We start from the raw sequence: 11,720 nt of genomic DNA on the forward strand, positions 1-11,720 counted from the left end.
AATTCCATCTGTTATAGCCATGATATAAACATTTTTTAATGATTATACCTGTATCTGCCAGATTTAGTTTGACCAAAGGGTTTGTAAAAAACCTTACTGGTCTTTCGAATTCATATTAGATAATATCTTTCCAAGAATGCCGTTGATAAATTTAGGGGTATCATCTTTCTGACCCAAAACCTTGGCTATCTCAATAGCTTCATCTACCGATACCTTTAGCGGTATATCATCCATATAGTACATTTCATAAATAGCAACCCTTAAAATATTTAAATCAATAATAGCTATACGGTCCAGGGTCCAGTTTTTTACTACACTTTCGATGATTGAATCCAGTTCTTTTTTTCTACTGTATACACCAAGGGCCAGCTTCCGGGCAAATTCATCCAGATCTACCCCTAATGATTCCTGGTTTAATATAACTTTGTCTATATCTTTGCGCATAAGACCGCTTTGATACAGCAGGGTGATAGCTATTTCTCTACTTTTCCTCCTGGATATCTTAACCATTTTTATTTGGTAACCCTCTCCATGTATTCTCCGCTCCTGGTATCAATCTTTATGATGTCTCCTTCATTTATAAATAAGGGGACCTGAAGCTTGGCCCCGGTGTCAACTGCAGCATCTTTGGTGGAAGAACCAACCGTATCCCCCTTAATACCTGGTTGAGTTTTGGTTACTTCCGCCTCTATGAATATAGGCAATTCTACTTCTATTGGTTCGCCCTTATAAAATACCACCGAAACTTCCATATTCTCTTTTAAATAATCTTTCTTATCCTCAAGACTGCCGGAGCCCAGAGGTATCTGCTCATAGGTTTGAGTATCCATGAATATATAATGAACATCATGATAAAGATACTGCATTTTTTTGGTTTCAAGTATGGCCTGTTCTATCTTCTCTCCGGCCCTGAATGTCTTTTCGATGGTGGCTCCACTATTCAGGTTTTTAAGTTTGGTCTTTACAAAAGCTGCGCCTTTGCCTGGTTTAACATGCTGAAAAAATAATATTTTAAATAACTGGCCATCGTATTCAATGGTCATTCCGTTTTTTAAATCATTGGAAGTAATCATAAATATATTCCCTTCTTCTATCCAATCAAATTTGTATAAGTTTTGGTGCAATTTATAAGGGGCTGGCATCCGCCTTCTTCCACAAGCACCGTATCTTCTATCCTTACTCCCCCCAATCCTTCCAGGTAAATACCGGGTTCAATGGTAACCACCATCCCCGGCTTTAATTTCTGGCTGCTACTTTTGCCAATTACCGGCGCTTCATGGACTTCAAGTCCTGCACCATGGCCCAATCCATGGCCAAAACACTCTCCATAACCCTTGGATTTTATAAAATTTCTGGCAATCTGGTCAAGCTGGTTGCATTTAATACCGGGTCTGCAATTCTCCAAAGCTAATATTTGAGCCTGTAAAACTATATCATAAATTTTTTTAAATTTATCTTCTTTTTTTAAATCAATAAAAAATGTCCTGGTAATATCTGCATGATAATGCCCGTAAGCTGCCCCATAATCCAATAATAAGGCCCCCGGTCTTATCATTTTATTTCTTGCATGATAATGTGGGAAGGCTGATGATTGATTATTGGCTATTATAAAGTCAAAACTGGCCCCATCTGCACCCAGCTCATAAATTTTTTCCTCCATTTCCAGGCCCAGCCTGGTTTCGGTAAGGCCATAAAAGAAATCTTTCTTTGAAGCTATCAGGTATTCATAGACTTTATCTGAAACCTGGCAAGCTTTTTTTAGATTATTTATCTCAGTTTTATCCTTAATAATTCTTTGTTTTTCCAGCAGGCCGGAGACCACTTCCACCTTTATTTTTTTCTGTTGCATTATATCTTTTATTTTTTTGTAATCCTGGTAACTTAAACTGGATTCTTCCAGCACCAGGGAAGGTTTATCAAAGCTGTCTGCTAGTTTAAGAAAATGTTTAAATTTATCGGTTTGAAAGCCTACTATTTCTATATCTGTATTATTGATACTTTCTTTTGCTTCCAGATAATATATAAAATGTACCAACAGATAGCATTTATTGCTGCTTACCAGCAATATACTTGCCCCCTGATCACCCCAGAAGCCGGTTAAATAGTAGATATTTTCTTTTTTCTGGACTGCAAATAACCGGTAATTTTTTTGTTCAATTTTTTCTTTTAAGCTGATTAGCCTTGGTTTAAAGATATCCACAATAACCCTTTCTTACTGATTCCTTATCTCCTGCCAGTTGGCTATTATAATTTCATGTTCGAGCATAATCTGGGATTGCGGTATATCCTGGGGTAAATATTCTCTTATGCCTTCTACATAATATATTTGAGAATTGTTATCAATATCGATGTGACCGGCAATAAAGCTGCCTATAAGAATCACGTTTTCCTCAATATTTAAATTATTATTACTTATGGCTACAACCTCTGCATCGGGGCTACCCTCTGATTTTCCAAAATCAAGAAAAATATCAGACATAGAGAGCAGCATCATCAATGATTCTTGCGGAAAAGCATTTGCGGTTACTAACTGATAATAAACGATTATACTGCTATCACCGGTTACTATGATTTTTCCATTGCCCTTATAATAAATTGAATTAGGAGCTTTTTCTTTAATACCTATATTAACATTTCCATTTACTACTATATTTCCATTAATATTCAGTATTTCATTTTCATCAAAAAAGAGATAGTTACCCAAATTATCCACAGAAACGTTATTCACAGAAATGTTATTATCAGTTATGCTCAAGTCCCCATCTATTTCCTTTTTATCTGTTAATCCTTGTATATAAGCATCATCAATTACCAGCATGGGTAATTCTACCAGTACATCCGAAAAATTGCTTATATGCACATTGGCCAAACCCCCGGTATTTAGAGGATCAATTTCTTGTCCGTTTCTATCTTCAAATACTCCTCCCAGATAAAGGTCTATGGGGTTGCTGGCTTCACCTATTGATGAATTGCCTCCCAGTATAATATCTCCATTAACATATAAGGGACCGTCCAGGAATGAAACTCCCCCACTTAAGTTTAAGTTTCCATTGGTAAAAAAGGGACCAACAATGCGGGTATTGGAAGCAGTTATGTCTCCATAGTTCATTGAGGCATCTGAATATATATAGTCATAGATATCAAAGGGCAGAGTACCTCTAAAATACAGGGATGCCCTTATAGTTCTCTGTCTCTGGCTGCTATCAATTCCTATGGATGTAACGTCATACCCTATTACCTCGTCTCCGTCATTAATTGGTTGATAGCTTACCGAATAACTTCCTTCCACCACTTCATTTTCAACCAATTGCTGGGAATATCCAGTGGCCGGTAGTTCTTGATTATTATCCATTTGCATCTTTAATCTGTACTGGAAATCAGCAATTCCGGCTTCCGCGAAACTAAGTGCCTTTAAATTTTCTTCATCTATTTTAGTAAAGTTAATATCTCTGAACACAAAGCCAATCATGGATGCTGTGCCAAGTAATATTACTATGGCCATAACCAGCACCAGTATAGTTACATTTCCTTTTTCCTTACTCATATAATTTGCCCCTAAATATTATTTCTGAGACTAACATGGGTATCCAGTTTTGTAGTATTGTCGGTTTGGACACCCTGACTATCCATGCTCAGACTTATGCCTATTATACCAATATCTTCCAGTTTTTCCTGTTCTACTGGACTTAAAATCTGTTGCTGATCTGAATAATAGTAGCTGAAAAAATCAGAATTTATTATATTTTTGGTAATCTCCACCGGTTGATTGCTGCCTACAATCTTATAAAGATTATAAGATTCACCTTCTAGTTGAAGGTAGTAACTGATTTCTTCTACCACCTGGTCGCTATTTATATCACTATTGAAGGTAATATAATCAGATTCTGCTCTTATCATCTGGGTTGTCTCTCGCAGTTCCCTGGTTAGGGTATAAATGGTAGTTCTTGCTTTTCTTTCTATAGTGGAAGATTGCAATACCAGCTGCGATGCTTTACTGGATGTAAAATAAGTTAAAGTAATTGCGGCAACCACTATTATCATAAGCATTAATACCAGTAATACTTCTATCATGGTATAGCCTGACTGCTTTTTAAAATAGCTAGGTACTTTGGATTTCACTGGGCCCACTTTCAACTCCATCTTCATAAACTGCAGTAACAAAATAAATATAAATAATACCTGTTTCAGGATTATCTATATAGCCGGTATTCAAACTGGTTCCTATTAACTCGTAGTCACGATATATATTATAACCGGTAACCACAGAATCAGTATCAGGTGCATTCCATTGTAATATAACCGTCTCATCATCATAACCTCTATCTATATACAGTCCGTAAGGCGCAGGGTGTTGGTTTAATTGTTCATCCCCGGTTGAAACAACAGCAGGAAAAACAAGGGTAATGACCTTAACTTCCTCTACCATGGGCTGCTTATAGGCACTAACCGATATCTGCTTGTAATTCTGTGCATCATCAGCCCACCCTATATTATAATTTACCCTGTATCCGTCTTCAGTGTTAACCTGTGCTTCCAGTATCCCCTCCGGATCGGAGCCAGTTAAACCGATATCCTGATAATCCATAGCCCTTATTTTTTCTATTTCTTCATTAACAATATTTAATGCTACCGTCTTAGCCTGGTTTATCTGGGAAGTGTTTAAGGCCATGGTAGTACTGTGAATAACCACACCGGTAATGATGGAAATGATAAACAAGGCAACTATTACCTCCACCAGAGTGAAGCCATCCTGGTCCTTACCCTTTTTCAGGGCACACTTGAATTTATTGAATAATGCTGCCATAACTATTTTAAGCTAAGTAATTAATTGCTGCATAAAGAGCAATTTTGTACCCATCTGTTCCCAAACCACATATAACCCCGGTAACCGCCGGGGATATAACTGATTTTCTTCTCCATTGCTCCCTATTATAGATATTGGAGATGTGTACTTCAATAGCAGGCATTTTAATGGCTATTATAGCATCATGGATGCTATAGCTGTAATGAGTTAAGGCACCGGGATTTATTATAATCAGGTCAAAATCATTTCTGCACTGATGTATCTTATCAATTATGGCTCCTTCACTGTTGGACTGAAAATAAGATAGCTGTACTTCATTATCTTTGGCAAACTGCTCCAGACCATCATAGATTTCTTTAAAACTGTCCTGGCCGTAAATATTTTCTTCTCTCTGGCCCAGGAGGTTTAAATTGGGACCGTTTATTATTATTATTTTTTTCATTTTTTAACCCATATTTTTTTTAATGTTGTTTATAATTATATCTTTTTTTAGCCCGTAATAAAAAAATGGTTTATTTATACCCTTTAAAAGTATAAATTTATTTTTTTTACCGGTAAATTTCTTATCATACCCTACTGCCCCCATTATGGTTTCTATGTCCAGGCCTTCAATCTTTAACGGTAGCCCGATTTTATTATAAAGATTGACAATCTGTTTCTTAACTTCAGTTTCCATATACCCCAAACTTATGGAAATATCTAAAGCTGCCAGCATCCCCAGGCTTACTGCCTTTCCATGATTTATAAGAGTTAAACCAGAAGCCTTTTCCAGGGCATGGCCAACAGTATGGCCGAAATTTAACAAATTCCTATATCCAGTATCATACTCATCAACGGCCACCACCTGAGCCTTAATCTTAGCGCAACGATATATTATTTCCATAAACCTATTACTTTCAACTGCCTTTTTTAAACTATCAGGACCGGTAATAATATTATCCAGAGACTGAAGTATTTTTCGGTCAAAAACTATTCCATATTTTATTACCTCTCCCAAACCGTTTAGAATTTCCCCAGGTTTCAGGGTAGAAAGCAGTCGGGAATCCATTATAACCATATGAGGCTGATAGAAAGTGCCGATAATATTTTTTACCTTTTGATAATTAACCGCCACTTTTCCCCCTATGCTGGAATCAACCTGGCTTATAATAGTAGAGGGATACTGTATCAGTTTTAACCCCCGGTGGTAAGTAGCAGCAGCGAAACCGGCCAGGTCCCCTATTACTCCCCCACCAAAGGCAACCACAATATCGTTACGATGAAAATTTTGTTCCAAAAGCTGGTTATATATTTGCTGGCAGCTGGCAATATTTTTATATTTTTCACCATCATCTATTAAATGTATGCTGTACTTAAGCCCCAGGCTTTTAAGCATTTCAACTACCGGCTCATGGTATATGGCATCAATTTTATCATTGGAAACCAGCAGTATTTTTTCTGCATCCTTTATCCGGTTAATTAACCGGGTAGCATGTTTAAAAATACCATTGCCTAAATATATAGAGTATTTACGATTTGAAGTCTTGGCAATTATTTTTTTCATTTTTTTTCAAATATGGAAATAATAATATCCGCAATCTGGTAGGGTTCATAAATATCAGTATCTATTATCACATCAGCGCTACTGCGGTAAGTCTGGTCTCTTCTTTGCATAAGATCCATAATTTTTTGTTTTTTGTCCGGAACATCCAGAAGTGGACGTCCTGACACTCCTTCAGTTCTCTCTAAAACTTTAAGGGGAGAAGCCTTAAGATAAACCACCAGGCTGTTTTTTTTTAAAACCCTGATGTTTTCCCCCCTCTCTACAACTCCGCCCCCACAGGCAAACACACAATCCTTATTGTCACCTAATTTAGCAATAACTTCTGACTCCTGATCTCTAAAATATATCTCTCCAAAATTCTTGAAAATGTCAGCCACAGGCATACCCTGTTTCAGCTCTATAACCCTGTCTGTATCAATGAAAACCATTTGCATCTTGTCTGCTATCAATTTACCCACAGTACTTTTACCTGAAGCCATAAAACCTATAAGTGATATATTGCAGTACTCCATCTGCCTAGATGCTTCTATAATATTTTTTCCAATGGTTGTAGCTTTTGAGTATTTCTTCCATGCTATCCCTGCCAAACTTGTCTTGAACTGCTCCCGCAAGCACTATGGCCATCATAGCCTCGGCTACAATTGATGCACTGGGTACCGCGCATACATCCGACCTTTCCTTGAGGCTGATTTCCGGCTGTTTGGTTTTAATATTAACCGATTTCAGGCCTCTGGTGGTTGTGGGTATTGGTTTCATAACTGCTCCCAGAATTATATCCTGCCCATTGCTTATGCCTCCCTCAATTCCTCCGCAATGATTGGTTTTCCTATAAAATTGTTTTGTTTTTGAGTAAAAAATTTCATCATGAAATTCAGTCCCGGAAATATTTCTGGCATCAAAGCCATCCCCTACCTCTACTGCCTTAATGGCCGGTATGCTCATTACATGCTGGGCCAGCATCCCATCTAATCTCTTATCCCACTGGCTGTAGGTTCCAAGCCCAGGAGGTACATTTGTGGCCAGAACCTTAAAACTTCCACCCAGTGTATCCCCCTGCTGCCCGGCTGATTTTATCTTGAGTTTAATTTTTGATTCCATATCCTTATCCGGAACCCTCAGTTCCGAGTTTTCAATCTGTGCCCAGAGCTCAACATTCATTGAAACCGGCTGTTTTACTGTTATTCCTCCAATATTATCCACATAACTGTAAATGTTTATACCCAAACCGGATAAAAATTCTCTGGCCAAAGCACCTGCGCATACCCTGGCTGCAGTTTCCCTGGCACTGCTTCTTTCTATAACATCCCTTATGCCCTTAAGATGGTATTTTATAACACCGTTAAGATCAGCATGTCCCGGCCGGGGATTGTAAATTGGTTTTTCTTTGTTGTTCTTCCAATTCTTCCAGTCGAGGTTGGCAATTAAAAAAGATATGGGGTTACCGGTACTGACTCCTTTATTTAAACCGGACAAAAATTCAACGGTATCTTCTTCAATATCCATCCTTTGTCCCCGTCCATAACCTGATTGCCTTCTTTTTAGCTGTTGGTTGATAAAATTCTGGTCAATGGTTACACCGGAGGGAAAATCATCCACTATACCTACCAGAGATTTACCATGCGACTCTCCTGCGGTTAGAAATCTCAAGCTACCACCTGTCAATCATATAATAGTTGTCCTAAAATCAAGGTTATTATTTCATCACCCTTTAGCAAAACCACGGAATTCTCATTAATGGCCTGTATCTGATATACCTCTGCAAATACATCGGTTTCGGTTAACTTATAGTCAAATTCATTGAATTTAATTTCAGCATATTCTACCCCGTCCTGGCTGTATATTTGATCCAACCTTATCGTATTCTCTTTTTCCTGGGCCTGCTGGGTATAGTAGGGTTTAAAGGGATCAGCCACATCCGGGTTTACGGTAGATTCTTTCTGTGCCTGATAATTGGTTTCCATATTTTCATCAATATTTTCTATAATTGCCAGTTCTCGCTCATCTATTTCTACTTCTGGAATGGAAGTAAGTTCCTGGTTTTCCTGGATTTCGGGAAATAAGAATTGGCCAATACTGCACCCTGGCAAAAACAAGATACTTAGTGTTAATATCAATATTGTTAATGTAATCTTCTTTCCCATAATATTAAGGATTAATTTGATAATATGTTCTTCCATATACCAGACCTATCATATCAGGATAACCTTCTGCAGCCAAACCCAGTTCAGTACTGTCCAGGCTGATAGACCTGGGCATCGATTCCAGTGCTTTTAGAAACACCAGTAAATCATAGTAGGTACCCTTAACTGTGATATTGATATCTATAGCCATAATCTCTTCCTGATCGCCAGCATCCACCTCATTGTAATTTACCGACTGGATATCCACATCCGCAAACTGTGCAATATTATAGATTTCATTGGTTAGAACCTGAATATCAGTTTTACTGGGCAACTCTACGGAATATTTCTGGTACTGGGCATAAAGTATATTGAATCTATCCTTCAGACCGGAAAGCTGGTTTATCCTTTCAGCAAGCTGCCGGTTAGTTTGCCTCTGTTCCTGTATTGAATTCTGTGTACCCATATTGGTTCTAAGGGCAGGCATTATAAATACCAGAAATACTGCCAGCATAACCACAATAATTATTACTATAATTAATATTCTGAGAGTATTAGTCATAATTTATTCAAACTCCTATTCTAAATCCTGCTGCTGTTCCGGTTCTTCCTTTTTTTCACTAATATCCCATTCTTCTATCAGTCTTCCGGTATCCCAGAAGGTGGCCACCGCAAAATTCAATCCATTGACCCCTTCAGTTACCTGGGCTTGACTAATGCTTTCAACCCAGGCATCACCAATGTATGGAATTTTTTTCAAACCTATTATTAACCGGGAAACATCAGTATAATCATTTGCATATCCCCGAATGGTAAAACAGGTTACCTTCTGTCCGCTAATTTCTGCTGAATATTCTTCTACAAATTTCTCTAAATCAGCCATGCTTCCCTCAAAATTGGTCAAACTGGCTTTGGGAGGTACTGCCTCCCCCAGGTTATAAATAATATCAGACCACAATACATCTTTGTCTTCGATTGAATCCACTAACTGGGCTTTCTTCTGTACTTTTTTCTCAAATTGCTCATAAATCTCTAATTTATCTACATACTCCTCCAGCTTTCCCCCTGTATCCTGGTATTGGGCTAAATTTGAATTAAGGTCTTTTGCCCTATCCTTTATTACAATAAAAGACATTACCATTGCTGCAAGCAGTATAATTAGCAAAACTATAACCACATTCAAGGTTACAGTCCTTTTATTAAACGCTCTCTCTTTTTTGGGAAGCAGGTCTATATATTTCAAAGGCCATACCCCCTTAAAGCCATCCCTATGGCCAGGGTCAGCTGATTGGCAAAATGGTTAAGATCCTTATTCAGATAATAGGTTTTTTTATTTAATACATCCAGGTTGAAATAGTTGCCTACATTAAACTGTTCTACCTCAAAGCCAGTCTCCTTTTTGATTAATAGATCAAAATTCTTAAAAGTATCGCCACTGATTATAATTTTTTCTATATTATAAGTAGAATAACGATTTAAGAAATAATCTATGGAACGGTTTATTTCATTTATGAACTGACTGCTAGCTTCTTTTATAGCAATGTTTAAGGTAATATCATGGTCATCTTTTCTTACAGAAGTTTCAGTATCTCCCCCCCATTCCCGGTTCAAGATTTCTGTCAAACTGCATATCCAGGGACTGGTCAAAATCAAAATCATCCAGTATTTTTTCAATATCCCCATAACTTTTATTGGTTTTCTTACTTATGTAATCAATAAAGGTTTTTATACTGATATTACTGAACCGGGGAAATTTTAGCTGGTTGCCGGTCAACATATTTATTATGGATATGTCCTTTCCTATATTAACCAGGCAATAGGCATTCTTCTTATCTGTAGCTTTCTGGCTCTGGAAATGATAGGCAGTATTTATTACCCGGTACAGGGAAAAACAATTAAGATCTATGGCCACAGGGTTTATTCTAATGTTTCTTAAGCTCTCCACAATACTGTCAACCATATTTTTGGCAGCCCCGGCAATCATGATATTTGATGATTCATCATCCTTATCCACCACAAAATAATCATAGGTTATATTATTTTTAGAAATGGGTACCAGATCATTAATTTGATACTTTATGGAAGACTCTATCTCACGGTCATCGGTAATAGGCAGTTTTATCTCTTTTATAATAACTTTAGGATTGGACAAACCCACAAATACTTTTCGGGAACCAAACCGGTAATACCCCCATATATCTTTTATGGCGCTGGACACTACCCTGGTGTCTTTTATCTCACCTTTTTCTATAACCTGCTCGGGCACTTCAAACACCGCAGCATTATCTATTATAAAGGTGTTCCTTTTTTTAGTTACCTCCGCTACCGCTATCCGGTTGGAGCTTATGTCCATGCCTATGTATCCCATTTAATCTCCTTAAAAATAACCCAGATACCAGTTAATTATAATATTTCCCCAGAACAGCGCAATAATGCTGCCCAGGGAAATAAAAGGGCCAAAAGGGATAGCCTGCTTAAATTTTTTCTTTCTGGTGGCTATAAGGACCAACCCGTATATGGAACCGATCAAAAAACCTGCAAACAAAGCCACAATAACTGATTTTACCAGGAATGCCCCCACCATAAGAGCCAGTTTTACATCACCCATGCCCATTCCTTTGGGGTATATAAGGTGTATGATCAGCATAAAAACAAAGGCACCGACGCTAAAGGCCAGAGGCATCCACCACTGGGATGGCCTGTCAATTATATTCAGCGCAATCCCTACCAGAGTCATGGGCCAGGTAATAGAATTGGGTATAATTCTAAACTGTATGTCTATGACCGAAATTGCTATCAGGGCACTTACCAGTATCAGGCCAATTAAAAGTTGAATGGTTATTCCAAAAAAATAAAAGACCAATAGAAACAGTAAAGCTGTTGCCAGTTCTACCAGGGGATATATATACGGTATTTTTGCCCCGCAGCTGCGGCATCTCCCCTTTAATACCAGATAAGATATCAGGGGTATATTGTCATAAAAAGCTATCCTTGCTTTGCACCGGGGGCAGATAGAAAAGGTAGGCTTGTATATAGAAAGTCCCCGGGGAATACGATAAATTACTACATTTAAGAAACTTCCTACTATAAGGCCGGCTATAAATAGTATTATATATATTAGTATGTCTGCCATTTCTGCCATGCTATTGCCTTATTTTATTACATTTTTACTACAGTCAGGGCTACTTTTAAATTTCTATAATTTTAAATATGGAAATAACTATTTGTACCTTTGTATATTAACACAGCAATT

Annotated in this window: 16 protein-coding genes; all 16 read right to left on the reverse strand. The window is 37.7% G+C overall.

Annotated features, from left to right (window positions below; translation table 11 throughout):
• Positions 1-93: 93 nt before the first annotated feature.
• The 16 genes from nusB to K9H14_05555 are packed head-to-tail and all read right to left on the reverse strand — an operon-like array spanning position 94 to position 11,609.
• Positions 94-510 carry a transcription antitermination factor NusB gene (gene nusB, locus K9H14_05480; protein ID MCG9479644.1) on the reverse strand — a complete coding sequence of 139 codons (417 nt, stop codon included), beginning with the start codon at positions 508-510 and terminating at the stop codon, positions 94-96.
• A 2-nt stretch (positions 511-512) separates the two neighbouring features.
• Positions 513-1,073 (reverse strand): elongation factor P, encoded by a 561-nt coding sequence (efp, locus tag K9H14_05485; protein ID MCG9479645.1) that lies wholly within the window; start codon positions 1,071-1,073, stop codon positions 513-515.
• A 17-nt stretch (positions 1,074-1,090) separates the two neighbouring features.
• Positions 1,091-2,200 (reverse strand): Xaa-Pro peptidase family protein, encoded by a 1,110-nt coding sequence (locus tag K9H14_05490; GenBank protein ID MCG9479646.1) that lies wholly within the window; start codon positions 2,198-2,200, stop codon positions 1,091-1,093.
• Between the two features lie 12 nt (positions 2,201-2,212).
• Positions 2,213-3,544 carry a hypothetical protein gene (locus K9H14_05495; GenBank protein ID MCG9479647.1) on the reverse strand — a complete coding sequence of 444 codons (1,332 nt, stop codon included), beginning with the start codon at positions 3,542-3,544 and terminating at the stop codon, positions 2,213-2,215.
• A gap of 11 nt (positions 3,545-3,555) precedes the next feature.
• Positions 3,556-4,119 (reverse strand): prepilin-type N-terminal cleavage/methylation domain-containing protein, encoded by a 564-nt coding sequence (locus K9H14_05500; GenBank protein MCG9479648.1) that lies wholly within the window; start codon positions 4,117-4,119, stop codon positions 3,556-3,558.
• Positions 4,100-4,804 (reverse strand): type II secretion system GspH family protein, encoded by a 705-nt coding sequence (locus K9H14_05505; GenBank protein MCG9479649.1) that lies wholly within the window; start codon positions 4,802-4,804, stop codon positions 4,100-4,102. The genes K9H14_05500 and K9H14_05505 overlap by 20 nt, the downstream gene beginning before the upstream one ends.
• A 7-nt stretch (positions 4,805-4,811) precedes the next feature.
• Entirely contained in the window at positions 4,812-5,246 is a 435-nt protein-coding gene (gene aroQ / locus K9H14_05510; GenBank protein ID MCG9479650.1) for a type II 3-dehydroquinate dehydratase, read from the reverse strand.
• A gap of 3 nt (positions 5,247-5,249) precedes the next feature.
• Positions 5,250-6,347, reverse strand: coding sequence for a 3-dehydroquinate synthase (gene aroB, locus K9H14_05515; protein ID MCG9479651.1), 1,098 nt, complete (start codon positions 6,345-6,347; stop codon positions 5,250-5,252).
• On the reverse strand, positions 6,344-6,859 hold the full coding sequence (locus tag K9H14_05520; GenBank protein MCG9479652.1) for a shikimate kinase: 516 nt from the start codon (positions 6,857-6,859) through the stop codon (positions 6,344-6,346). The genes aroB and K9H14_05520 overlap by 4 nt, the downstream gene beginning before the upstream one ends.
• A 4-nt stretch (positions 6,860-6,863) precedes the next feature.
• Positions 6,864-7,994 (reverse strand): chorismate synthase, encoded by a 1,131-nt coding sequence (gene aroC / locus K9H14_05525; protein ID MCG9479653.1) that lies wholly within the window; start codon positions 7,992-7,994, stop codon positions 6,864-6,866.
• A gap of 11 nt (positions 7,995-8,005) precedes the next feature.
• The gene (locus tag K9H14_05530) at positions 8,006-8,524 is read right to left on the reverse strand and encodes a hypothetical protein (GenBank protein MCG9479654.1); all 519 of its coding nucleotides are present in this window, start codon (positions 8,522-8,524) and stop codon (positions 8,006-8,008) included.
• Positions 8,493-9,029: a type 4a pilus biogenesis protein PilO gene (gene pilO / locus K9H14_05535; GenBank protein MCG9479655.1), complete on the reverse strand. Its 537-nt coding sequence runs from the start codon at positions 9,027-9,029 to the stop codon at positions 8,493-8,495. Before pilO ends, K9H14_05530 begins: the two co-directional genes overlap by 32 nt.
• Before the next feature lie 15 nt (positions 9,030-9,044).
• On the reverse strand, positions 9,045-9,710 hold the full coding sequence (locus K9H14_05540) for a PilN domain-containing protein (protein ID MCG9479656.1): 666 nt from the start codon (positions 9,708-9,710) through the stop codon (positions 9,045-9,047).
• Entirely contained in the window at positions 9,707-10,078 is a 372-nt protein-coding gene (locus K9H14_05545; protein ID MCG9479657.1) for a hypothetical protein, read from the reverse strand. The genes K9H14_05540 and K9H14_05545 overlap by 4 nt, the downstream gene beginning before the upstream one ends.
• Complete coding sequence (pilM, locus tag K9H14_05550) at positions 10,050-10,835, reverse strand: pilus assembly protein PilM (GenBank protein MCG9479658.1); 786 nt, start codon at positions 10,833-10,835, stop codon at positions 10,050-10,052. Before pilM ends, K9H14_05545 begins: the two co-directional genes overlap by 29 nt.
• A 9-nt stretch (positions 10,836-10,844) precedes the next feature.
• Positions 10,845-11,609, reverse strand: coding sequence for a prepilin peptidase (locus tag K9H14_05555; GenBank protein MCG9479659.1), 765 nt, complete (start codon positions 11,607-11,609; stop codon positions 10,845-10,847).
• Positions 11,610-11,720: the final 111 nt, after the last annotated feature.

The organism is Actinomycetes bacterium, assembly GCA_022396035.1.
Lineage (GTDB): Bacteria > Actinomycetota > Humimicrobiia > Humimicrobiales > Humimicrobiaceae > Halolacustris.

Excerpts from the sequence above, each read along its gene's own strand:
- K9H14_05520 (MCG9479652.1), bottom strand. The coding sequence starts at position 6,859 with ATGGAGTACTGCAATATATCACTTATAGGTTTTATGGCTTCAGGTAAA.
- nusB (MCG9479644.1), bottom strand. The coding sequence starts at position 510 with ATGGTTAAGATATCCAGGAGGAAAAGTAGAGAAATAGCTATCACCCTG.
- pilO (MCG9479655.1), bottom strand. The coding sequence starts at position 9,029 with ATGACTAATACTCTCAGAATATTAATTATAGTAATAATTATTGTGGTT.
- aroQ (MCG9479650.1), bottom strand. The coding sequence starts at position 5,246 with ATGAAAAAAATAATAATAATAAACGGTCCCAATTTAAACCTCCTGGGC.
- aroB (MCG9479651.1), bottom strand. The coding sequence starts at position 6,347 with ATGAAAAAAATAATTGCCAAGACTTCAAATCGTAAATACTCTATATAT.
- K9H14_05495 (MCG9479647.1), bottom strand. The coding sequence starts at position 3,544 with ATGAGTAAGGAAAAAGGAAATGTAACTATACTGGTGCTGGTTATGGCC.
- K9H14_05505 (MCG9479649.1), bottom strand. The coding sequence starts at position 4,804 with ATGGCAGCATTATTCAATAAATTCAAGTGTGCCCTGAAAAAGGGTAAG.
- K9H14_05530 (MCG9479654.1), bottom strand. The coding sequence starts at position 8,524 with ATGGAAGAACATATTATCAAATTAATCCTTAATATTATGGGAAAGAAG.
- efp (MCG9479645.1), bottom strand. The coding sequence starts at position 1,073 with ATGATTACTTCCAATGATTTAAAAAACGGAATGACCATTGAATACGAT.
- pilM (MCG9479658.1), bottom strand. The coding sequence starts at position 10,835 with ATGGGATACATAGGCATGGACATAAGCTCCAACCGGATAGCGGTAGCG.
- K9H14_05555 (MCG9479659.1), bottom strand. The coding sequence starts at position 11,609 with ATGGCAGAAATGGCAGACATACTAATATATATAATACTATTTATAGCC.